The following is a 24646-nucleotide window of genomic DNA, read 5'->3' as shown; positions in this document are numbered from 1 at the left end:
CAGGCCGCAGGCCGTCACCCACCAGCTGGCTGCAAGCCGGCAGGCATCGGCGGGTCAGGCCGCGATGCGGCCAACCCACCCTAGCCCCTCACTGCTTTTCGGCCTGGTCGATCACCAGCACCTGCTCGCCCGCCTCGGCGGTCTTCAGCACGCCGCTCTGGCCGATCCACTCGCCCTGCATCGGGCTACCGGCGCGGGAGATACGCGCCACCAGCTGGATCTCGGCGAAGCTGGACAGCTTGAGCTGCGGCATCATCGCATCGCTATCGGACAGGCTGACCTCCACCGGCAGGTCGGACACCTTGAGGCGCTTGGCGGCCAGCGGCATCGGCGGGCCGGAGGCGGCGCGGGCGAAGACGAACAGGGTGTCGTCCGGCTGCACCTTGCCGGCCAGCTCCGGCGCCAGGCTGACCCTGACCTTGAGCTCGACCGCCGCCGGCGCGACCGGCGCCTCCGGCACCGGCTCACCGCGGGCGACCAGCTGCTCGCGGGCCCGCTCGATGCCGCCCTCGATCGCCTGGCGCGACGGATCGTTGGGCTCGAGCACCGCCACCAAGCGCTGCCAGTAGGCCATGGCGTCGCCATAGCGCTGCTCCTCGAAGGCGGCGATGCCGAGCAGGCCGAGGGTGGTGACCTCCTGCGGATCGAGCTTGAGCGCTTCCTCGCTGAGAGTGCGCACCTGCTCGGTGAACTTCTGGCCCTCGGCGAAGTACAGCGCCTGCGCCCACTGGCCGAGCAGCTCCGGCTGGCGGCCGGCCAGCTCGGCGGCACGGGCGAAGGCCGGCGCGGCATCCTTGGGGCGCTGCTGGGACATGTAGCTGCGGCCGAGGAAGTACCAGGCCTCGGCCTGGTCCGGCTGCAGGCGCACGGTTTCCTCGAGGCGCGCGATCACCTCGTCCATATTCTTCGGCGCCACGGCGAGCTGCTCGCGCAGGCGCAGGGCATCGCTGGCGCCCCAGTGCAGGTACAGGCCGAAGCCGACGGCCGGCACCAACACGGCCAGCGCCAGCGGCAGCCAGCGCCCCAGCGAACGCCGCACACCCTCGCCCTGCTCGGCGTCGGCGAGCAGCTCGCGGGCGGCCTCAGCGCGGCCGCCGTCCAGCTGCGCCTGATCGAGCGCGCCAGCGAGATACTGCGCCTCCAGCTCGGCGATGCGCTCCTGATAGAGCGCCACGTTGAGGGCGGTACGGTCTTCCTCAGCCTGGGCGCGACGGCCGCGCAGCAGGGGAATCAGCAGGAAGGCGAGCGCTGCCAGCAGCAGCACCGCGGCAGCGAGCCAGAAAGCGGTCATTGGTCAGCCTTGCTCTTGTCGGAAGGGTTCTTAAGCAGTTGATCGAGGCGCGCACGCTCCTCGCTGGACAGACCGCCCCCCTGGCCGGTGGCGGCGGGGCGGCGGCGGCGCAGGACGATCAGCGCCAGCACGCCGAGGCCGCCGGCGAGCAGCAGCCACGGCCCGTACCACAGCAGCCAGGTGCGCGCGTCGACCGGCGGGTTGTAGCGCACGAAGTCGCCGTAGCGGGCCACCAGGAAATCGACGATCTCCTCGTTGCTCTTGCCCTCGTCGAGCATGCGGTAGATCTCGCGGCGCAGGTCCATGGCGATGGGCGCGTCGGAGTCGGCGATGTTCTGGTTCTGGCACTTCGGGCAGCGCAGCTCCTCGGTGAGGGTGCGGTAGCGCTCGCGCTCCGCCTCGTCCTTGAACTCGTAGGTGTCGATGGCCGCCTGGGCGCCCAGCGACAGGGTCAGGCCCAGCAGGGCGGCGGAGAGCAGTCGTTTCATCAGCGCGCGTCCACCAGTTGCTGGTACAGCGGGGCCAGCTGCTCGCGCCACACGCGCTCGTCGATGGCGCCGACGTACTTGTGGCGGATGATGCCGTCCTTGTCGATCAGGAAGGTCTCCGGCGCGCCGTAGACGCCGAGGTTGATGCCCAGGCTGCCCTGCGGATCCTCGACGTTGAAGCGGTAGGGGTTGCCCAGATCGTTCAGCCACTTGCGCGCGGCGTCGCCGTTGTCCTTGTAGTTGACCCCGTAGACCACCACGCCCTGGCTGGCCAGCTGGTTGAGCATCGCATGCTCGGCACGGCAGGTCGGGCACCAGGTCGCCCAGACGTTGACCAGCGCCGGCTTGCCCTTGAAGTCCGCGGCGCTCAGGTTGCGCGTCGGCTCTTCCAGCGACGGCAGGACGAACTCGGGCAGCGGCTTGCCGATCATGGTCGAGCCGATGTCGCGCGGATCGAGGAACAGGCCCTTGTAGAGGAAACCGGCCAGCACCAGGAAGCCAACCAGCGGCAACAGCAGGATTGCGCGTTTCATGCTTGGACTCCAGTCATGCCCAGGGCTTCGCGGGCCCTGGTGGTCACCTTGACCCGGTAACGACGGTCGAGCGCGGCGAGGAAGCCGCCGAGGGCCATCAGCAGGCCGCCCAGCCAGATCCAGCGCACGAACGGTTTGACGTGCAGGCGCACGGCCCAGGCGCCGTCTTCCAGCGGCTCGCCGAGCGCCACGTAGAGGTCGCGGGTGAAGCCCGGATCGATACCGGCCTCGGTCATCGGCATGCGCTGCACGGTGTACAGGCGCTTCTCCGGATGCAGCACGGCGATCTCCTCGCCGTCCTCGATCACGTGCACGGTGGCGCGGTCGGAGGTGTAGTTGGGACCCTCATGGTGCTGGGCGCCGTCGAAGACGAAGCGATAGCCGCCAACCTCGACCGACTCGCCCGGCGCCATGCGCAGGTCGCGCTCGACGTTGTATTGGCTGGACAGCACCACGCCCAGGGCGCACACCGCGATGCCCAGGTGGGCGAACTGCATGCCCCAGTAGCTGCGCGACAGGCCGGCGATGCCCCTGAGCAGGCCCTTGTGGCGGGTCTTGTCGAGCAGGTCGCGCAGGCCGGCGAGCACCACCCAGGCGGCCAGCAGGCAGGCGGCCAGCACCGCCCAGTGGAAGTCGCCGAGCAGGAAGGCGGCGGCCACGCCGAGCACGCCGCTGGCGACCAGTACCGGCAGCAGCATGCCGCCCAGCCAGTTGAGCGGGGTGTCCTTCCAGCGCACCAGCACGCCGACGCCCAGGGCGAGCATGAGGATGGCCATCAGCGGCAGGAACAGCGCGTTGAAGTACGGCGGGCCGACCGACAGCTTGGCACCGGACAGAGCGTCGAGCACCAGCGGATAGAGGGTGCCGAGCAGGATCATCGCGGTGGCCACGATCAGGATCAGGTTGTTGGCCAGCAGCAGGGTCTCGCGCGACCACAGGCCGAAGCCGATGGCGCTCTTCACCACCGGCGCGCGCAGGGCGAACAGGGTCAGCGAGCTGCCCACCACGAACAGCAGGAAGATCAGGATGAAGGTGCCACGCTCGGGGTCGGCGGCGAAGGCGTGCACCGAGGTCAGCACGCCGGAACGCACCAGGAAGGTGCCGAGCAGGCTCAGCGAGAAGGCGGCGATGGCCAGCAGCACCGTCCAGCTCTTGAACACGCCGCGCTTCTCGGTCACCGCCAGCGAGTGCAGCAGCGCGGTGCCGACCAGCCAGGGCATGAACGAGGCGTTCTCCACCGGGTCCCAGAACCACCAGCCGCCCCAGCCCAGCTCGTAGTAGGCCCACCAGGAGCCGAGCACGATGCCGATGCTGAGGAAGGCCCAGGCGACGATGGTCCACGGCCGCGACCAGCGCGCCCAGGCGGCGTCGAGGCGGCCGCCGAGCAGCGCGGCGATAGCGAAGGCGAACACCACCGAGAAGCCGACGTAGCCCATGTACAGCATCGGCGGGTGGACGATCAGGCCGAAGTCCTGCAGCAGCGGATTGAGGTCGCGGCCGTCGCTCGGCGCGTTGGGCAGCAGGCGCTCGAACGGGTTCGAGGTGACGATCAGGAACAGCAGGAAGCCGACGCTGATCATGCCCATCACACCCAGCACCCGGGCCAGCATCACCTCCGGCAGCTGGCGGGAGAACACCGACACGGCGAAGGTCCAGCTGCCGAGGATCAGCGCCCACAGCAGCAGCGAGCCCTCGTGGGCGCCCCACACCGCGCTGAACTTGTAGTACCAGGGCAGCGCGCTGTTGGAGTTGCTGGCCACGTAGGCCACCGAGAAGTCGTCGACCAGGAAGGCCTGGGTCAGGCACAGGAAGGAGAACAGCAGGAAGGCGAACTGGCCCCAGGCCGCCGGCCGGGCCAGGCCCATCCACTGCGCGTCGCCGCGCCAGGCGCCGACCATCGGCAGGGTGGCCTGCACCACCGCCAGGCACAGGGCGAGGATCAGCGCCAGGTGTCCGAGTTCGGGGATCATTGCTTGCCCTCCGCGCCGCCCATGGCCGCCGGCGGCATGCCGGCCGGCAGCTTGCCGCTGTCCTGCAGCGCCTTGGTCACTTCCGGCGGCATGTAGTTCTCGTCGTGCTTGGCCAGCACCTCGTCGGCGACCAGCACGCCCGACTCGTTGAGGCGACCGAGCGCGACTATGCCCTGTCCCTCGCGGAACAGGTCGGGGAGGATGCCGCGATACTGGATGGTCACGTCCTTGGCGTAGTCGGTAACCACGAACTGCACGTCCAGCGAGTCGTTGGAGCGGCTCACCGAACCCTCCTTGACCATGCCGCCGGCGCGGATGCGGGTGTCCTGCGGCGCCTCGCCGGCGGCGATCTGGGTCGGCGTGTAGAACAGGTTGATGTTCTGCTGCAGGGCGCTGAGCGCCAGGCCTACCGCCACGCCGACGCCGGCGAGGATGCCGAGGATGATGAACAAACGCTTCTTGCGGACAGGGTTCATTGCTTGCTCTCCCGGCGCAGACGGCGCGCCTCGTCTTGCAGGTAACGGCGGCGCGCCAGGATCGGCAGCGCGACGTTGAGGGCCAGGACCGCCAGGCTGATGCCGTAGGAGGTCCACACGTACAGGCCATGCTTGCCCATGGCGAGGAAATCGGCGAAGGACTCGAAACTCACAGGCTGCGCTCCACTTCGGCTTTGACCCAGCTGGCCCGCGATTCGCGCTTGAGCACCTCGAGGCGCATGCGCAGCAGCAGGCTGACGACGAAGAAGCAGTAGAAACCGAGCACCATGATCAGCAGCGGGATCCACATCTCCGGCGGCATCGCCGGCTTCTCGGTGATCTTGAAGGTGGCCGGCTGGTGCAGGGTGTTCCACCACTCCACCGAGTACTTGATGATCGGGATGTTGATCACACCGACGATGGCCAGCACGGCGCAGGCCTTGGCCGCGCTGTCGCGGTTGCTGATCGACTGGCCGAGGGCGATCACCCCGAAGTAGAGGAACAGCAGGATCAGCATCGAGGTCAGCCGCGCGTCCCACACCCACCAGGCGCCCCAGGTCGGCTTGCCCCACACCGCACCGGTGAGCAGGGCGACGAAGGTCATCCAGGCGCCGATCGGCGCGGCGCACTGCAGCGCAACGTCGGCCAGCTTCATCTTCCACACCAGGCCGACCACCCCGGCCACCGCCAGCATGATGTAGCAGGACTGGGCGAGGATCGCCGCCGGCACGTGGATGTAGATGATGCGGAAGCTGTTGCCCTGCTGGTAGTCCGGCGGCGCGAAGGCCAGCCCCCACACGGTGCCGACGGCGAGCAGCAGCGCCGCGGCCACGCTCAGCCAGGGCAGCCAGCGGCCGCTGATGTCGTAGAACCATTTGGGCGAGCCGAGCTTGTGAAACCACGTCCAATTCATGAAAACCGCCTCAAAACTGCTGCACTTGCCGATACTGCGTTGGGAACAGGCCCGGCCTGCTCATGACTGTCTGCACACGCCGCGCCCCCGCCCGTTGCCGCCCGGTCCCGGCTGTGCGCGCGACGCTTTTCATCGGTTTGCCCATGCCTCACTTCATTCGCCGACGCTGATGTTCAGGCCGGCGGCGATGGCGAAGGGAGTCAGGGTCACCGCCAGGGCGGTGAGGCTGGCCAGCCACAACAGGTGGCCGGCCGCCGGCAATCCCTGCAGGGCCGACTGCAGGGCGCCGCTGCCAAGGATCAGCACCGGGATATACAGCGGCAGGATCAGCAGCGCCAGCAGCAGGCCGCCGCGCTTGAGGCCGACGGTCAGCGCCGCGCCGACCGCGCCGAGCAGACTGAGGATCGGCGTGCCGAGCAGCAGGGAAAGCAGCAGCACCGGCACGCAGCGCGCCGGCAGGCCGAGCATCAGCGCCAGGAGCGGCGCCAGGAGGACCAGCGCCAGGCCGGAGAACAGCCAGTGTGCCAGCACCTTGGCCAGCACCAGAAGGGGCAGCGGGTGCGGCGAAAGGACCCACTGCTCCAGCGAGCCGTCCTCGAAATCGCTGCGGAACAGGCCGTCCAGCGACAGCAGCACGGCGAGCAGCGCGGCGACCCACACCAGGCCCGGCGACAGGGTTTCCAGCAGCTTGCTCTCCGGGCCGACGGCCAGCGGGAACAACGCCACCACGATGCCGAAGAACACCAGCGGGTTGAGCAGCTCGGCCGGGCGGCGGCACAGCAGGCGCGCCTCGCGCACCAGCAGCTGGGTGAACACGTTACTCATCGGCGACGCTTCCTGCGCGGGCCAGATCCAGTTCGCGGTAGCCGGCCGGCTTGCGCGTCAGGGTGTGGTGGGTGGTCAGCACCACCATGCCGCCCTGCTCGCAGTGGTCGGCCAGATGCTCCTCGAGCTGGGCCACGGCGTACTTGTCGAGGGCGGTGAAGGGTTCGTCGAGCACCCACAGCGGCGGCGGATCGAGGTACAGGCGGGCCAGGGCGACACGGCGCTGCTGGCCGGCGGACAGGGTGTGGCAGGGCACGTCCTCGAAGCCGCGCAGGCCGACCGCGGCCAGCGCCTGCCAGATGGCGTCGCGGGTTTCCATGGTGTGCAGGGCGCACAGCCAGGCGAGATTCTCCTCGGGGCTGAGCAGGCCCTTGATGCCGGCGACATGGCCGATCCACAGCAGGTTGCGGGTCAGCTCGCCGCGCTGCTCGGCCAGCGGCTTGCCGGCCAGACGGATCTCCCCCTCGGTCGGCTGCATCAGCCCGGCCAGCAGGCGCAGCAGGCTGGTCTTGCCGCTGCCGTTGGGGCCGGCGATCTGCAGCATTTCGCCGGGATGCAGCGCGAAGTCGAGCCGCTCGAACAGCATGCGCAGGTCCCGCTCGCAGGCGAGCGCAACGGCTTCGAGGAAGGGACTGGTCACTGCATGGCTACCCGTCTGCAGAGCGATCGAAAACACACCCGGACCTGCCGGGATGGAGTCGGGGCGCATTATACATGCGCCCCACAGCGCCGCAGATCGTATTTTCGACAGGTTATGACCAGCTTAAGGAGGAGATGCGGCAGGCTGTCGCAGGCCGGCTCAGGCCTTCGCCCGGCGCGGCGCCGTCTGCATCGCGATCAGTTGCTCGACGAAGAACTCCAGGTGCCCGCGTGGCGAGCCGGGCAGCGCCCAGCCGTCGACCTTCTCGGCCAGCGCCGCGTAGGCCTGGGCCGCGCGGCTGCGCGGGAACACCTCGAACAGCGGACGCTGGCGCTGCACGGCGCGGCGCAGCGACTCGTCGAAGGGAATGGCGCCGACATAGTCGAGCGATACGCCGGAGAGCGGCTCGGTCAGGCGCAGCAACGACTCGTGCAGCCCCCTGCCCTCCTGCTGGGCGAAGGTCATGCTGGCCAGCAGACGGAAACGGCTCATGCCGTAGCGCTGGTTGAGCCGGCTGATCAGCGCCAGCGCATCGGCCTGCGCGGCCGGCTCATCGTTGACCACCAGCAGCGCCTCGCTGGCGGCATGCAGCAGGGTGGTCACCGCCGGGCCGATACCCGGCGCGCAGTCGATCAGCAGCACCTCGGGGGCCTGCGGCAGGGCAGTGAAGGCCTGGACCAGACCGGCCAGCTGGCGCATCCCCGGCTCGCACGGCGAGTCCGCCGCGGAGGAGCCGGCGATGACCTGCACGCCCGCCGTGGCGTGGCTCAGCGCCTCGACCAGACGGCAGCGCCCGGCCAGCACATCCTGCACGGTGCGCCGCGGGGTCAGACCGAGAGCCACGTCGACGTTGGGCAGGGCGAAGCTGGCATCCAGCAGCATCACCCGCCGCCCGCGCGCGGCCAGCGCCCAGGCCAGATTGATCGCCGCCTGGGTCTTGCCGACGCCACCCTTGCCGCTGGCGATGGCGATCACCTGCGGCGCCGCGCGCTTCTGCGCAGGCGCGCCGTTCACGCGAGATCTCCTTCGTCGTCATCGCGCCGGCCCATGCCGTACTTGCGCATCTTCTCCACCAGAGTGGTACGGCGCACCCGCAGGCGCTCGGCGGCGCGGGCGACCACCCCGCCGGCGTCGTCCAGCGCCTGCTGGATCAGCGAGCGCTCGAGATTGTTCAGGTAATCCTTGAGATCGAGCCCACCGACCGGCAGCAGCGCCGGCACATCCAGCCCCGGCAGGGCGCCCGGCGGCAGCACGCTGGAGCCCTGTTCGGCCACGACGTTGCCGGCCAGGGTCACCTCCTCCTCGATGTGACGGAACTTCTTCGGCAACTCGCCGACGCCGATCACGCCGTAGGGATGCATGATCGCCAGGCGCTCGACCAGGTTGGCCAGCTCGCGCACGTTACCGCGCCAGTCGTGGCGGCACAGCGACATCAGCGCCGCCGAGCTGAAGCGGATCGAACCGCGCTTCTCGTGTTCGAGGCGCGCGATCAGCTCGTTGAGCAGCAGGGGAATGTCCTCCACCCGCTCGCGCAGCGGCGGCAGCTCGATGGAGAACTGGTTGAGGCGGTAATAGAGATCGTCGCGGAAGCTACCTTCCGCCACCCGCCGATCGAGATCGTGACGACTGGCGGCGATCAGGCGCACGTCCACCGGGTGTACCTGGTCGCTGCCCAGGCGCTTGAAGCTGCCTTCCTGCAGCACGCGCAGCAGGCGCACCTGCAGCTCCGCCGGCAGGTCGGCCACCTCGTCGATGTACAGGGTGCCGCCGTTGGCCAGCTCGAGGCGGCCGCGGCGACTGGCGATGGCGCCCGGAAAGGCGCCTTCCTCGTAGCCGAACAGCTCGCTGTCCAGCAGCTCCGGATCGATCGCCGTGCAGCTGAACGGCACGAAGGGGAACTCGCGGCGCGCCGAATGGTAGTGCAGGTTGCGCGCCACCACTTCCTTGCCGGTACCGGCCTCGCCGAGCAGCAGCACCCCCACCTCGGTCCCGGCCACCTGCTGCATCTGCTGGCGGACCTGGAGGATCGCCCGGCTGGTACCGACCAGACTGCGGAACAGGTTGGACTCGCGCTGCAGGCCGCGCTCGATGGCGACGTCGTAGACCTGCAGGTAGACCTGGGCCCGGTGCAGCGAGTCGAGCAGCTGGTTGTAGCTCGGCGGCATGTCCAGGCGGGCCAGCACGCGACGGCGCAGGTCTTCCGACCAGTCGAGGGTGCTCTGCTCGCCGATCAGCAGCAGCGGCAGGTTGGCTGCCGGCGCGCCCAGCTGCTTGAGCAGGCGCGGCACCCCGCCCTTGCTGTCGACCTGGCCGAGCAGCACGCAGGACAGCTGGGCCAGCTCTTCGGCCGGCAGGCCGGCAACCACCTCGGTGCTGGTGCCACTGGAGCAGGCCTCGCCAAGAAACTCGAAGATCACCACCAGATCGTGGCGTCGTTGCGGATTGTCATCAATCAGGAGGATTCGCGATTCACGCCACATGGTCGGCCCGGGGCAGGAATGAAGTAACTGGACAGCCGGCGACAACAGCTTGTCGCCGGCACGGCGCTGGCAGTAAAACCAAAACGTCCACACCAGTCAATTTTATGACGCGATTTTCAAAACGCCATCACTTCCCGTAATAAATGCGCTCTACTCTGCGGCTTTCGGTTTTTCCTCCGATGACGCCGCGGAATCGGAGCCTTCCGCCGTCGAGGCACCGGCGTCAAGATCACCGCTGGCCGGCGCCGGCGGGCCCGGTTCATCGCTGCGCGCATCCCGCGCAGTGGACAGGGAGGCGCCAGCCATCGCCAGGGGCACGGCGACCGGATCGGGTTCCGTCTGCTCGGTCTGATCGACCTGGTCGCGCCGTGCAGCCGGACTCGGCCGCACGCGCCAGACCAGGATCAGCGCGCAACCGGCGACGAACAGGTAGAGCAGGCCGGGACCACCGTAGTTCATCAGCTCGCCGGCGATCAGCGGCCCCACGCAGGCGCCGATGCCGAACACCACCAGCAGCATCGCCGACAGGGCGACACGACGTTCCTGCTCGATGTGGGCGTTGGACAGCGCCACCGCCAGCGGATAGAGGGAGAACAGCAGCAGGCTGACCACGAAGCCGAGCCCCAGCAGCGCCGGCAGGGGCATGTCGGTGAGCAGGCCGAGCGGCAGGCAGGTCAGCGCCAGCGCCAGGGAGATCAGCTGGATCAGCCGACTGCGGTCGAAGCGATCGGACAGGCGGCCGAGCGGCGCCTGCACCACCAGGCCGGCGAACACGCAGGTACCCATGAACAGGCCGACCTGCTCGGTGCTGAGGCCCAGGCCCTGACCATAGATCGGCCCCAGACCATAGAAGGCACCCAAGGTGAGGCCGGCCACCGCCACGGTGGTCATCGACTGCGGCACCCGCTTGAGGAAGAAGCGCGGCTCCAGCGGCGCCGGCTTGAGCGGCGCCGGGTGGATCTGCCGGGTGGTAGCCACCGGCACCAGGCACAGGGCGAAGCACAGCGCCACCAGCAGCAGCGGCTCGAGACCGAGCCCCGGACGCACCGTCAGCACCAGCTGGCCGAGGGTCAGGCCCAGGTAGCAGGCGGCCATGTACACCGAGAACACCCGACCGCGCTTGTGCGGCTCGGCCTTCTCGTTGAGCCAGCTCTCCACCACCATGTACTGGCACATCATGCCCAGGCCGATGAGGAAGCGCAGCACCATCCAGGCCGGAATCCAGTCGAGCAGGCCGTGGCCGATCACCGCCGCGGTCACCACGCCGCCGGAGGCGACGTAGGCACGCACGTGGCCGACCCGGCTGATCAGCCGATGGCCGAACTTGCCACCGAGCACCAGGCCAGCGTAGTGCGCGGCCATCAGCCAGCCGGCCTGGCTGGCCGCGCCATCGGCGGCCAGGCGCAGGGCAATGTAGGTGCTGAGCAGGCCCGAGCCCAGCAGCATCAGCAGGGTCGCGGTGTACAGCGAGGGAAAAGCGAACATCGAACGGGGCATGGTCAGGCTCCAGCAGACCGGGACAACCGGCAAGCACACTTGCCGCGCCGGGAGCGGCGGCCGAGGCCACCGCGAAATTCGTGTTAGATCGACAGATTCAGATCGAAGCCAGCTGGCGACGTTCCCATGGGGTGATCTCCTCGAGGAAGTCGGCCAGCTCGATACTCTTGGTCGCCAGGTAGCCGTCGATGAACTCGTCGCCGAACAGCTCGCGGGCCAGGGTGCTGCGCTGCAGACGGTGCAGCGCCTCGTTCATGCTGGTCGGCAGGCGCAGGGCATCCGGCACCTCGAACTCGCCGCGCGCCGGCAGGCTCGGCTGCAGGCCGCGCAACAGGCCGTAGAGGCCCGCGCCCAGGCTCACCGCCAGCGCCAGGTAGGGATTGGCGTCGGCGCCCGGCAGACGGTTCTCCACCCGCCGTGCCTCCGGACCGCTGGCCGGGATGCGCAGGCCGGCGGCACGGTTGTCGTGCGCCCAGCAGGCGTTGTTCGGCGAAGCGTAGGGATGCGCCAGGCGGTGGTAGGAGTTGACGTTGGGCGCCAGCAGCAGGGTCAACTCGGCGAGGCTGGCCTGCAGGCCGCCGATGAAATGGGCGAAGGCCGCGCTGGGCTCGCCGTCGGCGTCGCTGAACACATTGCGGCCGCGCTCGTCGACCAGGCTCTGGTGGATGTGCATGGAGCTGCCCGGCACCTGGCCCAGCGGCTTGGCCATGCACACGGCGATCAGCCCGTGGCGGAGCGCCACCTCGCGCAGCAGATGCTTGAACAGGAAGGTCTGGTCGGCCAGCCGCAGGGCGTCGCCGTGCGGGAAGTTGATCTCGAACTGGCTGGTGCCCATCTCGTGCATGAAGGTGTCGCGCGGCAGGCCGAGCGCCGCCATGCAGCGATAGACCTCGGCGAAGAACGGCCGCAGGCCGTTGCCGGAGGACACCGTGAAGGCCGAAGCGCCGACCTCGCGGCGCCCGTCGCTGCCCACCGGCGGCAGGAAGCCGTCGCGCGGGTCGGGGTTGGGCGCGAAGACGTAGAACTCCAGTTCGGTGGCCACCACCGGACGCAGCCCCAGCTCGGCATAGCCGTCGAGCACCTGGCGCAGCAGGCCGCGGGTGGACAGCGCACAGGGCCGGCCGTCGATCTCGACGGCGTCACAGATCGCCAGCGCACGCGGCGTGTCGCTCCACGGCAGGATGTGGATCTGCTGCGGATCGGCACGCAGGGCCACGTCGCCATCGTCGCTGCCGTAGAAGCGGGCCGGCGGATAGCCGCCCATCAGGCACTGCAGGAGCACGCCGCGCGCCAGTTGCAGGCGGCGCCCGGACAGGAAGCCCTCGGCAGTCATGGTCTTGCCGCGCGGGATGCCGTTGAGGTCCGGCGTCACGCACTCGACCTCGTCGACCGCCGCCAGACGCTCGGCGAACTGCAGCAACTCCTCCGGGCTCTTCATCGTTTCCTTCCCCCCGACTCTTCGGCATCGATGCCCTGCACCCCGTAGGGTTGTCCGTAACCCACCAACCGGCCGCCAGGCCGGCCAGGGGACGCCTTCGGCATCCTTGGCGGGTCACGCCGCTACGCGGCTCGCCCGCCCCACCCATCCTGCCAGCTCGACCGTGCAGAATCTCTCACCGGCCGTGCATAATTTCAAGCGCGCCTCAGGCGTCGCCCTCCACCCGCAGCACGCTCTGCGCCAGATCCTGCAATTCGCGGTTGGCCACCGCGTACACCGCATAGTCGCTGGCGCTGCTGGCGCGCAGTTCGGCGAGCAGATGACGCCAGCGCGCCACCAGGGGCTGGTTCAGGCTCAGCCAGCGGGTCAGACGCTCGTCGACCTCCACTGGGCCCTCGGCCATCTGCAGCACCGCGATGGTCAGCGCCCGCTGCTGGGCATCCAGCTCGTCGCGCAGCGACTCGCGGGCCAGCGCCTGCCAGTTGTTCTCCACCGGCAGCGCATGCAGCTGCTGCAGGTACCAGCCCAGCTCCAGCTCGGAGAACAGGGCGTAGTAGCAGGCGGCTACCCGCATCGGCGGCTGACCGGTGACGTCGGCGGCCTCGATGATCGGCAGCAGGGTGTACAGATCGCCGCCGCTGGCCATCTGCCGCGCCAGCACCGGCGGCACCCCACCCGCCTCCAGCTCCGCGCGACGCGCCTGCCAGGCCTCCAGCACCGGTCCTTCTAGCAGTTCCTCGATGTTCTCGGAAAGCGCCCTGACGCTGGGAGCGAAGTGGGCGACGTCGCGCGCCAAGTCGAGATCGCCGCGGCGGTTGCGCAGCAGCCAGCGGGTGGCGCGGCGGCCCAGGCGCATCAGCTCCTCCATCAGCCGGAGCTGCAGCTCGGGGTCGATGCGATGATCCAGCGCCTCGATCTGCTGCCACCAGTACGGCAGCTCGAACAGATCGCGCACCACCACCCAACCGGCGGCGATGTGCGCCGGCGACAGCCCGGTGGATTCGTTGAGACGCTGCACGAAGGTCATGCCCATGTGGTCGACCAGGTCGTTGGCGATGCGCGTGCTGACGATCTCGCGGCGCAGGCGATGGTGCTCCATCGCCGCCGGGAAGCGCTCGACCAGCTGCGCCGGGAAGGCGCGATGCAGCTCCTCGAGCAGGTAGGGATCGTCGACCAGGCTCGAGTGCAGCAGCGCCTCCTTGAGGTCGAACTTGCTGTAGGACAGCAGCAGCGCCAGTTCCGGGCGGGTCAGCCCCAGGTGCTGCACGGCGCGGGCGTTCAGCTCCTCGTCGGCGGGGAGGAACTCCAGCGCCCGGTCCAGGCGCCCGCGACTTTCCAGATCCATCATCAGCCGGCGGAATTCGCCGAGGCGACCGCGGGCATAGCGCTGCGCCAGCGACAGCGCCTGGACCTGGCGGTAGCTGATGTTCAGCACCAGTTGCGCCACCGCCTCGGTCATCTCGCGCAGCAGTTCGTTGCGCTGGCGCAGGGTCAGGTCGCCGGCGCGCACCACCTCGCCGAGCAGGATCTTGATGTTGACCTCGTGGTCCGAGCAGGTCACCCCGCCGGCGTTGTCGATGAAATCGGTGTTGCAGGCGCCGCCGTTCAGGCAGTACTCGACGCGGCCGAGCTGGGTCATGCCGAGGTTGCCGCCCTCGCCCACCACCTTGCAGCGCAGCTCGCGGCCATTGACCCGCACGGCGTCGTTGGCCTTGTCGCCGACGTCCGTGTGGCTCTCGTGGACGGACTTCACGTAGGTGCCGATGCCGCCGTTCCACAACAGGTCGACCGGTGCCCGCAGCAGCGCGCTGATCAGCTCGTTGGGCGCCAGCTGCTCGGCGTCGATGCCCAGGCGCTCGCGGATCTGCGGGCTGAGCGGAATGCTCTTGGCGCTGCGCGGGTAGACCCCGCCGCCTGCGGAAATCAGCGCGGCGTCATAGTCGGCCCAGGTCGAGCGCGGCAGGTCGAACAGGCGCTGGCGCTCGGCGAAGCTGGCCGCCGGATCGGGGTCGGGGTCGAGGAAGATGTGCAGGTGGTTGAAGGCGCCGATCAGTAGCAGCCGGTCCGACCGCAGCAGGCCGTTGCCGAACACGTCGCCGGCCATATCGCCGATGCCGACCACGCTGATGCTGTCCTGCTGCACGTCGATGCCGCGCTCGCGGAAGTGGCGCTGCACGCCGACCCAGGCGCCGCGCGCGGTGATGCCCATGCCCTTGTGGTCGTAGCCGGCCGAACCGCCGGAGGCGAAGGCGTCGTCCAGCCAGAAGCCGTAGTCGGCGGCCAGCGCGTTGGCGATGTCGGAGAAGGTGGCGGTGCCCTTGTCCGCCGCCACCACCAGGTACGGATCGTCCTCGTCGTGGCGCACCACGTTCGGCGGCGGCAGCAGCTGGCCGTCGACCAGGTTGTCGGTCAGGTCGAGCAGTCCGCTGACGAAGATCCGGTAGCAGGCGATCGCCTCGGCCTGGATCTCGTCGCGCGTGCCGCCCAGCGGCAGGCGGCGCGGCACGAAGCCGCCCTTGGCGCCGACCGGCACGATCACCGCGTTCTTCACCTGCTGCGCCTTGACCAGGCCGAGCACCTCGGTGCGGTAGTCCTCCTCGCGATCCGACCAGCGCAGGCCGCCGCGCGCCACCTTGCCGCCGCGCAGGTGCACGCCCTCGACCCGCGGCGAGTAGACGAAGATCTCGTAGCGCGGCACCGGCCGCGGCATCTCGCCGATCAGCTGCGGGTCGAGCTTGAAGCTCAGGTAGTCCTTGAGCCCGCCGCCCTCGGCGGCCTGGTAGAAGTTGCTGCGCAGGGTGGCGCGCACCAGCTCCAGGTAGCGGCGCAGGATGCGGTCCTCGTTGAGCACCTGGACCCGCTCCAGGGCGCCGAGGATGGCCTGCTCCAGGCGCTGCTGCTTGTCCTGGAGCTGCTCGGCATCCAGCTTGCGCGCCAGGTAGAAGCGGGTCTTGAACAGGCGCACCAGCTCGCGGGCGATGTCCGCGTGGTTGTTCAGGGTCGCGGCGATGTAGCCGAGGTCGAAGCCCAGGCGGATCTGCTTGAGGTAGCGGCCGTAGGCGCGCAGCAGCGCCACCTCGCGCCAGGGCAGGCCGGCGCCGAGCACCAGGCGGTTGAAGCCGTCGTTCTCGGCGACGCCCTGGACGATGTGGATGAAGGCATCCTGGAGAATGACGTTGAGCTGCTGCAGATCGACGCTGATGCCCTCGGCGTAGGTGAAGGTGTAGTCGTGGATCCAGAACTCGCGGCCGTCCTGACGGCGCAGGCGGTAGGGAAACTCGCCGAGCACGCGCAGGCCGAGGTTCTCGAGGATCGGCAGCATGTCCGACAGCGGCAGCGGCGCGTCGGCATGGTAGATCTTGCAGTGCAACCGCTCCTCGTGATCGAGGGACGGCTGGTAGAAACTCATCGCCAGCGGCTGCTCGGCCGACAGGCCGAGCAGGTGGCGCAGGTCGACCACCGCCATGTGCGGCTCGAAGCGCTCGCGGTAGCTGGCCGGAAAGCCGCCGGCGAAACTGGCCAGCAGGTCGGTGCCCTGCGCCTCGCCGAAGCTCTCCACCACCAGGCTGGCGCAGTCGTCCTGCCAGCTGCGGCAGGCCTGGACGACCTCCTGTTCGAGGCTCCGCGGATCGACCGGCACCGCCTCGTGCGGATCGACGCGCAGGATGAACTGTACCCGCGCCAGCACCGACTCGGAGAACCAGGTCCAGAACTCGCAGTCGCTGGCACCCAGGCGCTGGCGCAGCACCCGTTCGATGCGCAGGCGGATCTCGGTGGAGTAGATCTCCCGCGGCACGTAGACCAGGCAGTAGCAGAAGTGGCCGAACGGGTCGCGGCGCAGGAACAGGCGCAGGCGGTTGCGCTCCTGCAGCTGGACGATGGCCACCGCGGTGGCGGTCAGCTCCTCCACCGGCGTCTGGAACAGGTCGTCGCGCGGCAGCACCTCGAGCACCTGGACCAGGCTCTTGCCCAGGTGGGCGCTGGCCTCGAAACCGGCGCGGCGCTCCACCTCGGCGACCTTGCCACGCACGCAGGGAATGTGGCGCATGCTCTCGGTGTACACCGGCGAGGTGTACAGGCCGATGAAGCGGCACTCGCGCAGCAGGCGCCCGCCTTCGTCGAACTGGCGCAGCGACACGTAGTCCGGGTAGGCCGAGCGGTGCACCCGCGCCGGCTGGTCGGCCTTGGCGAACGACAGCAGGCTGGGCGCGCGCAGCCAGGCCAGTGCCTGCGCCGACACCCAGCGCTGCGCCTCGGGCAGCCCGCTGCGCAGGCGCCGCGACAGGCCGAGCAGGGCCTGCTCGTCGTAGACCAGCAGGCCGCTGCCGTCCTCGCGGCTCTCGACGCTGAACTCCTCGTAGCCAAGGAAGGTGAAGTGGTTGTCCAGCATCCATTCGAGGAAGGCGCCCACCTCGGCGCAGTCGTGCTCGTGCACCGCCTCGCAGGAAGGCTGCAGTTCGGCGAGCAGGGCGCGCACGCGCGCCTGCATCGGCGCGAAGTCGCCGACCGCCAGGCGCACGTCGGCGAGCACCTCGTGCAGCGCCTTGGCCAGCATGTGCTGCTCGCCGGCGCTGGCGCAGCGGTCGATCTCCAGGCTGATCAGCGCCTCGCGGCGCACTTCCGGGCCACGCACGCCCGGCTCGAGCACCTCGAGCAGCTCGCCGCTTGCGCCGCGGCGCAGGCTCAGCACGCAGTTCTGCAGGCTGTGCACGGTGTGGCCGCGGCGGCGCAGCTCCATGTGCAGCGAATCGACCAGGAACGGCATGTCGGCGTGCAGCACCTGCAGCACGGTGTGCGGCGACTGCCAGCCGTGGCGCTCGTAGTCGGGGCTGAACAGCACCACCTGCGGCGCCTGCGGGTCGAAGCGCTCGAGCAGCTTCCAGGCCGACAGGCAGCAACCGGCGAGATCGGCCAGACGCCGCTCGCTCAGCTCGTCGACACCGACGATGGCGAAGAACTGGCGGGCGAACAGCAGCACCTGGTCGAGCGACGCCGCACCGACCTGGCGGGCCAGCACCTCCTGCAACTGGCGATGGAAGTCGTCACGATCCGCAGCGGTGAAAAAACCCATGGCTCCTCTCCCCTGGCCTGGCTTTCTCTCACGTTAGCAGGGCGATCGCCGCCGGCCCAGCCGTTGGGCGGAGGCGCCTGCGACCAGTCGCCGTTGGTCGCGGCGGGGGCAGATGCTTTAAAGTGTGAGTCCTATCCGGCGCTTCCTGCCGGCCACCGCCCACCCGAGTCCCGACATGCCCCATCGCGACGCCCTGATCGCCCTGCGCCAGTACCTCTCCAGCCAGATCCTCGGCCAGGAACGGCTGGTCGAGCGCCTGCTGATCACCCTGCTCGCCGACGGCCACCTGCTGGTCGAGGGCGCGCCGGGCCTGGCCAAGACCAAGGCGATCAAGGACCTGGCGGCGGGCCTGGAGGCCGAGTTCCACCGCATCCAGTTCACCCCCGACCTGTTGCCGGCGGACATCACCGGTACCGAGATCTACCGCCCGGAAACCACCAGTTTCGAGTTCCAGCAGGGGCCGATCTTCCACAACCTGGTGCTGGCCGACGAGATCAACCGCGCCCCGGCCAAGGTGCAGTCGGCGCTGCTCGAGGCGATGGCCGAACGCCAGGTCAGCATCGGCCGCAGCACCTACAGCCTGCCGCCGCTGTTCCTGGTGATGGCCACGCAGAACCCCATCGAGCAGGAAGGCACCTACCCGCTGCCCGAGGCGCAGCTCGACCGCTTCCTGATGCACGTGAAGATCGGCTACCCGGACGCCGGTGTCGAACGCAAGATCCTCCAGCAGGCGCGCGGCGAGGCGATCACCGGCGAGGCGCAACCCGAGCAGCGGGTCAGCCAGGAGGCGATCTTCGCCGCGCGCCGCGAGATCCTCGGCCTGTACATGGCCGACGCGGTGGAGGAGTACCTGGTGCAACTGATCATGGCCACCCGCCACCCGGCGCGCTTCGACGCCGAGCTGGCCGAGTGGATCGCCTGGGGCGCCAGCCCGCGCGGTTCGATCGCCCTCGACCGCTGCGCGCGCGCCCACGCCTGGCTGGCCGGGCGCGACTTCGTCAGCCCCGAGGACATCCAGGCGGTACTGTTCGACGTGCTGCGCCACCGCGTCATCCTGTCATTCGAGGCGGAAGCCGCCGGCATCGACCAGGACCGCGTGGTGCAGCGCATCCTCGACCTGGTCGCGGTGGCCTGAGGCGCGCCATGCAAGCCGACATGCTGCCGCCGGGGGTGATGGTCAGCCTCGCCGAACTGCTGGAAATGCGCCATCGCCTGGGCGAGGTGCAGCTGTTCTCCCGCCCCGGCCGGCGCAGCCCGCTGATCGGCCTGCACCACTCCAAGCTGCGCGGCCGCGGCGTCGACTTCGACCAGGTGCGCGTCTACCAGGCCGGCGACGACGTGCGCAACATCGACTGGCGGGTCACCGCGCGCACCCGCGAGCCGCACACCAAGCTGTTCCACGAGGAGCGCGAGCGCCCGGTGTTCCTGCTGGTCGAGCAGAGTCCGCGGCTGTTCTTCGGCAGCGGCCTGTGCTTCAAGTCGGTGCTCGCCGCGCAGACCGCCGCGCTGTTCGGCTGGGCCGCGCTGGCGCACAACGACCGCATCGGCGGCCTGGTGTTCACCGGCAGCCAGTGCAGCGAGATCCGTCCGCGGCGCAGCAAGCAGAGCCTGCTGCAGCTGCTCGGCCGCCTGGTGCGCGCCAACCAGGCGCTCGGCGCGCCGCTGGCCGAGGAAGCCACCGGCGAGGGCCTCGGCCAGGCGCTGCGCCGCGCCCGCGAGGTGCTGCGCCCGGGTAGCCTGGTGCTGGTGATCTGCGACGAGCGCGCCCTCGGCGACGTCGCCGAGCAGCAGCTGGCCCTGCTCGCCCGCCACTGCGACCTGATCCTGCTGCCGCTGTCCGACCCGCTCGACCACGCCCTGCCGGCCGCCGGCCTGCTGCGCTTCGCCGACGCCCACGCGCGCCTGGAGCTGGACACCGCGGATGCCGAGCTGCGCCAGACCTGGCGCGAACGCGCCGCCGCGCGCGTGCTGCGCTGGCAGCGCCTGGCGCAGAAGCTCGGCGTGCTGCTGCTGCCGCTGTCCACCCAGCGCGAACTGATCGAGCAGCTGCGCGAACTGGTCGAGCCGCAGCAGCCCGCCGCCTCCGGGACGCCGCCGGCATGAACCCGCTCGACCAGCTGGCCCCGCCGATCCTGCCGCCGCCGCCGCCGTTCTGGCCGCCAGCGCCCGGCTGGTGGCTGCTCGCCGCCCTGCTGCTCGGCGCCGGCGCCGCGTTCTGGCTGCTGCGTGAACGCCTGCGCGCCTGGTGGCACCGCCCGGTCGAGCCGGCCGCGCCGCCGCCCGGCCTCGACCCGCAGCGCCAGGCCGCGCTCGACGAACTCAACCGCCTGCCGCGGCCCTACCAGGGCGCGCCGGCCGGCCCCTGGCTGCAGGCGCTCAACGGCCTGCTCAAGCGTCTGTGCCGCGCGCACTACCCGGACAGCCACAGCCATACCCTGAGCGGGCGCGCCTGGCTGGCGTTCCTCGACAACCGCTGCCCGGCCGCCGGCCTGACCCGCTGGATGATCCTCGTCGAAGGCGCCTACCGCGCCGACTGCCGCCTGGACGACAAGGCCATCGACGGCCTGCAGCAGGCGGTGGAAACCTGGATCCGCAAGCATGCTTGAGTTCGCCTGGCCCTGGGTGTTCCTCCTGCTGCCGCTGCCCTGGCTGCTGCGCCAGCTGCTGCCGCCTGCCGACAGCGGCGAGGCGGCGCTCAAGGTGACCTTCCTCGACGAGCTGGAAAGCCTCGCCGGCCGCCGCGCCCGGCCGAAGCTGCCCGGCTGGCGGCGCCAGGCGCCGTTCGCCCTGCTCTGGCTGCTGCTGGTGCTGGCCAGCGCCCGCCCGCAGTGGCTGGGCGAACCGCTGCCGCTGCCGACCAGCGGCCGCGACCTGCTGCTGGCGGTGGATGTCTCCGGCTCCATGGACTATCGCGACATGTACTGGCAGGGCGAAACGGTCAGCCGCCTGACCCTGGTGCAACAACTGCTCGGCGAGTTCATCGCCGGACGCAACGGCGACCGCCTCGGCCTGATCCTGTTCGGCAGCCAGGCCTACCTGCAGGCGCCGCTGACCTTCGACCGCCACAGCGTGCGCCAGTGGCTGGAGGAGGCGGTGGTCGGCATCGCCGGCAAGAACACCGCCATCGGCGACGCCATCGGCCTGGCGGTCAAGCGCCTGCGCCTGCAGCCGGCCGACAGCCGCGTGCTGATCCTGGTCACCGACGGCGCCAACACCGGCGGCGAGGTGGCACCGCTGACCGCCGCGCGGCTGGCCGCCGGCGAGCAGGTGACCATCTACACCATCGGCATCGGCGCCGATGCCGAGCAGGCCGGCGCCATCGGCCTGTACGGCCTCAATCCCGGCCTCGACCTCGACGAGCCGCTGCTGCGCGAGCTGGCGGCGATCACCGGCGGCGAATACTTCCGCGCGCGCTCGCCGGACGAGCTGCGCGCCATCGCGCGGACCCTCGACCAGCTCGAGCCGGTCACCCAGGCACCGACCACCGTGTACCGCGCCGCGCCGCTGTATCCCTGGCCACTGGGCGCCGCCGTGCTGCTCAGCCTGCTGCTGGTGATGCACGACCTGTGGCCGAACTGGCCGCAACGCCTGCAGCGGAGGCGCCGATGAACGAGCTGCTACCGCACCTGGCCCGCCCGCTCTGGCTGCTCCTGCTGCCGCTCGGCGCCTGGCTGCTGTGGCGCCTGTGGCACCGCAAGCAGCGCCTCGGTCGCTGGCAGGTGCTGCTGCCGCCGGCCTTCCAGCCCTGGCTGCTGCGCGGCGGGCGCGGCCGGCAGAACCGCCGGCCGTGGCTGCTGCTCGGCCTGGCCTGGCTGCTCGCCCTGCTGGCCCTGCTCGGCCCCGGCTGGGAGCGCCTGGAGCAGCCGGCGCAGCGGCGCAGCGATCCGCTGGTGGCGATCCTCGAACTGACCCCGGCGATGCTCGCCGAGGACCTGGCGCCCAGTCGCCTGGAGGTGGCGCGGCGCAAGCTGCTCGACCTGCTCGCCGCGCGCGGCGAGGCGCAGACCGCCATCGTCGTCTACGCCGGCAGCGCCCACGTGCTGGTGCCGCTGTCCAACGATCTGGCCACCGCGCAGAACCTGCTCGCCGCGCTGACCCCCGCGCTGATGCCCGAGCCCGGCCAGCGCGCCGACCTCGCCGTGCAGCGCGCCCTCGCCCTGCTCGACCAGGGCGCCAACGGCCAGGGCCGCCTGCTGCTGCTCACCGGCGGCCTCTCCGTCGCCGAGCAGAGCGGCATCCGCGGCATCCTGGCACGGCGCGACAACCCGCTGCTGCTGCTCGGCGTCGGCACCCCGGCCGGCGCGCCGGTGCGCCTCGAGGATGGCGGCTTCCTGCGCGACGCCGACGGCGGCATCGTCCTGCCGCGCCTGGCCGGCGAACAGCTGGCCGCCTTCGCCGCCAGCCTGGACGGCGGCTACAGCAACCTGCGCCTGGACGACGGCGACCTCGCCAGCCTCGGCCTGCTCGGCCAGCGCGGCGGGCGCCGCGAAGCGGCCGGTCAGCTGCAGGCCCTCGCCGGCTGGGCCGACCAGGGCCACTGGCTGCTGCTGCCGCTGCTCCTGCTGGCCGCCTGCGCCGGCCGCCGCGGCTGGCTGTTCGCCTTCGCCCTGCTGCTGGTCCAGCCGCCGCCGGCCTACGCCTTCGAGTTCGCCGACCTCTGGTGGCGCGCCGACCAGCAGGGCCGCCGCCTGCTCGAGGCCGGCGCGCCGGCCGCGGCCGCGCAGCGCTTCGTCGATCCGCAGTGGCGCGGCATCGCCCACTATCAGGCCGGCGACTACGCCGCCGCCGCCGACGCCTTCGCCCAGAGCGGCGACGCCGCCGCCCACTACAACCGTGGCAACGCCCTGGCCCGGGGCGGCGAACTGGAAGGCGCGCTGGACGCCTACGCCGAGGCACTGCGCCTGGCGCCGCGGCTGCAGGCGGCCCAGAGCAACCGCGCGCTGGTCCAGCGCTTGCTGCAGGAGCGCCAGGCCGCGGCCGCCGCCGCCGCGCAGAACGGCGCAAACGGCCAGCAGGACGCCGGCGCAGGCAGCCCGGCGCCACAGACCGGCGCCTCGGCGGCGACGCCGCCCGCAGGGCAAGCCGAGCCGGAGACGAATCCCGGCGCCGTCAGCGCACCGCTGTTCGGCGCCGGCGCCGCCCGCGACGAACGCCTGGCCGGCGCCTCCAGCCCGACGCCAGAGGCCGCCGCCCAGGCTGGCGCAGCGCCCGAGCAGGGCGAGCAGCGCCAGGCCCTGGAGCAATGGCTGCGCCAGATCCCCGACAATCCGGCCGAACTGCTGCGCCGCAAGTTCTGGTACGAGCAGCAACGCCGTCAGGAAGCCCCCGATGACCGCCACGACCCACTGTCTCCGTAGCCGCGCCGTCCACGCCCTGCTGCTCGCCGCCGCGCTCCTGCTGCTCGGCCAGCCGGCGCGGGCCGAGCAGTTGCGCGCCTGGGTCGACCGCAGCGAACTGGCGGTCGGCGAGATCGTCGAGCTCAACCTGGAGAGCGACGACCCCGCGCCGAGCGGACGCCCCGACCTGAGCGTGCTGGCGGCGCAGTTCGAGGTGCTCGACACCCGCCTGCTGACCTACCACGACGAGGGCAAGGCTCCGGGCGACCTCGACAGCCGCCTGGTGATCGGCCTGCAGCCGAAGATCGCCGGCCGTCTGCTGATCCCGCCGCTGCAGGTCGGCAGCGCGCGCTCGGCCGCCATCGAACTGGAGGTCAGCGAAGCCCGGCCGGTGACGGCCGCCAGCCAGGCCCCGGTGTTCATCGACGCCAGCCTGGACAGCGACAGCGTCTACGTGCAGGCCCAGGCCATCCTCACCCTGCGCGTCTACCACTCGGTGCCCCTCTACGACGACAGCCGGCTCAGCCCGCTGGAGTTGGGCGACGCGCGGGTCGAGGCGCTGGGCGCGCCGCGCACCCACGAGGTGATGCTCGACGGCGTGCGCCACGGCGTGATCGAGACCCGCTACGCACTGTTCCCCCAGCACAGCGGCGAGCTGCGCATTCCCGCCCTGCGCTTCGACGCCACCGCGCTCGACACCGGCGACGGCGGCGCCCAGCCGTTCGGTCCGCGCAGCGGCAAGCCGCTGCAGGTGCAGTCGCCGGAGCTGATCCTGCGGGTCAAGCCCAAGCCGGCCGACTACCCGGCCGAAGCCCCCTGGCTGCCGGCGCGGGTGCTGACCCTCAGCGAACACTGGAGCCCCGCGCAGGGCACGCTGCGCGTCGGCGACTCGCTGACCCGCAGCATCCTGCTGCGCGCCGAAGGCCTGGCCAGCGCGCAGCTGCCGGTGCTGAAGGCGCCGGAACAGGAACAGTGGCTGCGCAGCTACCCCGAGCAGCCGCGCCTGCACAACCGGCAGGGCGCCCAGGGGCTGATCGGCAGCCGCGAGGAAAGCGTCGCCCTGGTACCCACCGCCGCCGGGCGTATCGAGCTACCGGCGCTGGAGGTGGTGTGGTGGAACACCGTCGAGGACCGCCTGGTGCGCAGCCGCCTGCCGGCGCACAGCCTGGAGGTGGAGGACAACCCGAGCCTGATCGTCGAGACCGCGCCGGTGCTGCCGGCCGACCTGAACGAGGGCGAGGTGCTGCTGTGGCCCTGGCAACTGGCCACCGCCCTGCTGAGCCTGACCAGCCTGCTCGGCTTCGGCCTGTGGTGGCGCGCGCGGCGCCTGCCGGCGGTGATCCGCGCCGCCGCCAGCGGCCCCAGCCCGCGTACCCTGCAGGACGACCTGCGGCGCGCCTGCCAGGGCAACGACCCGCAGGCCACCCGCCAGGCGCTCGACGCCTGGGCGCGCCAGCAGCCGGAAACCCTGGCCGACATGGCCGCCCGTTACGTGCCGCTGTCCGACGCCCTCGACGGACTCAACGGCGCGCTGTACAGCGCCAGCGGCCACTCCTGGCAGGGCGAGGCGCTGTGGCAGGCGATCGGCAGCCTGCCGCCCCCGCCGCAGAGCGACAGCGCCCGCCCGCCCAAGCCGGGCTCGCTGCCGCCGCTGTATCCGCGCTGAGCGCTTGAGGGCTCGCATGCCA

20 protein-coding genes are annotated in these 24646 nt (G+C 70.8%); 6 read left to right on the top strand and 14 right to left on the bottom strand.

From position 1 onward, the window contains the following. Positions 1-88: 88 nt before the first annotated feature. The 14 genes from ccmI to BLT78_RS01810 form a co-directional block, all read right to left on the bottom strand. Complete coding sequence (gene ccmI / locus BLT78_RS01875) at positions 89-1291, bottom strand: c-type cytochrome biogenesis protein CcmI (protein WP_090347351.1); 1203 nt, start codon at positions 1289-1291, stop codon at positions 89-91. Then, positions 1288-1779 carry a cytochrome c-type biogenesis protein gene (locus BLT78_RS01870; RefSeq protein ID WP_090347350.1) on the bottom strand — a complete coding sequence of 164 codons (492 nt, stop codon included), beginning with the start codon at positions 1777-1779 and terminating at the stop codon, positions 1288-1290. Before BLT78_RS01870 ends, ccmI begins: the two co-directional genes overlap by 4 nt. Beyond that, positions 1779-2312, bottom strand: coding sequence for a DsbE family thiol:disulfide interchange protein (locus tag BLT78_RS01865; RefSeq protein WP_090347349.1), 534 nt, complete (start codon positions 2310-2312; stop codon positions 1779-1781). The genes BLT78_RS01870 and BLT78_RS01865 overlap by 1 nt, the downstream gene beginning before the upstream one ends. Beyond that, on the bottom strand, positions 2309-4282 hold the full coding sequence (locus tag BLT78_RS01860; protein ID WP_090347348.1) for a heme lyase CcmF/NrfE family subunit: 1974 nt from the start codon (positions 4280-4282) through the stop codon (positions 2309-2311). The genes BLT78_RS01865 and BLT78_RS01860 overlap by 4 nt, the downstream gene beginning before the upstream one ends. After that, positions 4279-4758, bottom strand: coding sequence for a cytochrome c maturation protein CcmE (gene ccmE, locus BLT78_RS01855; protein ID WP_090347347.1), 480 nt, complete (start codon positions 4756-4758; stop codon positions 4279-4281). The genes BLT78_RS01860 and ccmE overlap by 4 nt, the downstream gene beginning before the upstream one ends. Beyond that, positions 4755-4931 (bottom strand): heme exporter protein CcmD, encoded by a 177-nt coding sequence (ccmD, locus tag BLT78_RS01850; RefSeq protein ID WP_090347346.1) that lies wholly within the window; start codon positions 4929-4931, stop codon positions 4755-4757. Before ccmD ends, ccmE begins: the two co-directional genes overlap by 4 nt. Further along, on the bottom strand, positions 4928-5671 hold the full coding sequence (locus tag BLT78_RS01845; RefSeq protein WP_090347345.1) for a heme ABC transporter permease: 744 nt from the start codon (positions 5669-5671) through the stop codon (positions 4928-4930). Before BLT78_RS01845 ends, ccmD begins: the two co-directional genes overlap by 4 nt. A gap of 153 nt (positions 5672-5824) precedes the next feature. Then, positions 5825-6496 (bottom strand): heme exporter protein CcmB, encoded by a 672-nt coding sequence (gene ccmB / locus BLT78_RS01840; protein WP_090347344.1) that lies wholly within the window; start codon positions 6494-6496, stop codon positions 5825-5827. Further along, positions 6489-7136, bottom strand: coding sequence for a cytochrome c biogenesis heme-transporting ATPase CcmA (gene ccmA / locus BLT78_RS01835; protein ID WP_269458064.1), 648 nt, complete (start codon positions 7134-7136; stop codon positions 6489-6491). The genes ccmB and ccmA overlap by 8 nt, the downstream gene beginning before the upstream one ends. A 159-nt stretch (positions 7137-7295) precedes the next feature. Further along, entirely contained in the window at positions 7296-8150 is an 855-nt protein-coding gene (locus tag BLT78_RS01830; RefSeq protein WP_090347342.1) for a P-loop NTPase, read from the bottom strand. Next, positions 8147-9616 (bottom strand): sigma-54-dependent transcriptional regulator, encoded by a 1470-nt coding sequence (locus tag BLT78_RS01825; RefSeq protein ID WP_090347341.1) that lies wholly within the window; start codon positions 9614-9616, stop codon positions 8147-8149. Before BLT78_RS01825 ends, BLT78_RS01830 begins: the two co-directional genes overlap by 4 nt. Before the next feature lie 150 nt (positions 9617-9766). Next, positions 9767-11113: an MFS transporter gene (locus BLT78_RS01820; RefSeq protein ID WP_090347340.1), complete on the bottom strand. Its 1347-nt coding sequence runs from the start codon at positions 11111-11113 to the stop codon at positions 9767-9769. Between the two features lie 97 nt (positions 11114-11210). Then, positions 11211-12551 carry a glutamine synthetase family protein gene (locus BLT78_RS01815; protein WP_090347339.1) on the bottom strand — a complete coding sequence of 447 codons (1341 nt, stop codon included), beginning with the start codon at positions 12549-12551 and terminating at the stop codon, positions 11211-11213. Between the two features lie 205 nt (positions 12552-12756). Beyond that, the gene (locus tag BLT78_RS01810) at positions 12757-17622 is read right to left on the bottom strand and encodes an NAD-glutamate dehydrogenase (protein ID WP_090347338.1); all 4866 of its coding nucleotides are present in this window, start codon (positions 17620-17622) and stop codon (positions 12757-12759) included. Positions 17623-17797: 175 nt separating this feature from the next. Here BLT78_RS01810 and BLT78_RS01805 point away from each other — a divergent pair, with 175 nt between their 5' ends. From BLT78_RS01805 to BLT78_RS01780, 6 genes are read left to right on the top strand one after another with little or no spacing between them, the layout of a single operon-like run. Then, positions 17798-18757 (top strand): AAA family ATPase, encoded by a 960-nt coding sequence (locus BLT78_RS01805; RefSeq protein WP_090347337.1) that lies wholly within the window; start codon positions 17798-17800, stop codon positions 18755-18757. 8 nt (positions 18758-18765) lie between these two features. Continuing rightward, positions 18766-19725, top strand: coding sequence for a DUF58 domain-containing protein (locus BLT78_RS01800; RefSeq protein WP_090347336.1), 960 nt, complete (start codon positions 18766-18768; stop codon positions 19723-19725). Further along, on the top strand, positions 19722-20228 hold the full coding sequence (locus BLT78_RS01795; RefSeq protein WP_090347335.1) for a DUF4381 domain-containing protein: 507 nt from the start codon (positions 19722-19724) through the stop codon (positions 20226-20228). The genes BLT78_RS01800 and BLT78_RS01795 overlap by 4 nt, the downstream gene beginning before the upstream one ends. Then, positions 20221-21231 carry a vWA domain-containing protein gene (locus BLT78_RS01790; RefSeq protein ID WP_090347334.1) on the top strand — a complete coding sequence of 337 codons (1011 nt, stop codon included), beginning with the start codon at positions 20221-20223 and terminating at the stop codon, positions 21229-21231. The genes BLT78_RS01795 and BLT78_RS01790 overlap by 8 nt, the downstream gene beginning before the upstream one ends. Beyond that, the gene (locus BLT78_RS01785; protein WP_090347333.1) at positions 21228-22979 is read left to right on the top strand and encodes a VWA domain-containing protein; all 1752 of its coding nucleotides are present in this window, start codon (positions 21228-21230) and stop codon (positions 22977-22979) included. The genes BLT78_RS01790 and BLT78_RS01785 overlap by 4 nt, the downstream gene beginning before the upstream one ends. Further along, the gene (locus BLT78_RS01780; protein ID WP_090347332.1) at positions 22951-24624 is read left to right on the top strand and encodes a BatD family protein; all 1674 of its coding nucleotides are present in this window, start codon (positions 22951-22953) and stop codon (positions 24622-24624) included. The genes BLT78_RS01785 and BLT78_RS01780 overlap by 29 nt, the downstream gene beginning before the upstream one ends. Positions 24625-24646: the final 22 nt, after the last annotated feature.

This window comes from Pseudomonas oryzae (assembly GCF_900104805.1).
Taxonomy (GTDB): Bacteria; Pseudomonadota; Gammaproteobacteria; order Pseudomonadales; family Pseudomonadaceae; genus Geopseudomonas; species Geopseudomonas oryzae.
Note: the sequence above shows the minus strand (reverse complement) of the source record. Positions and strands in the feature narration are given on the sequence as shown.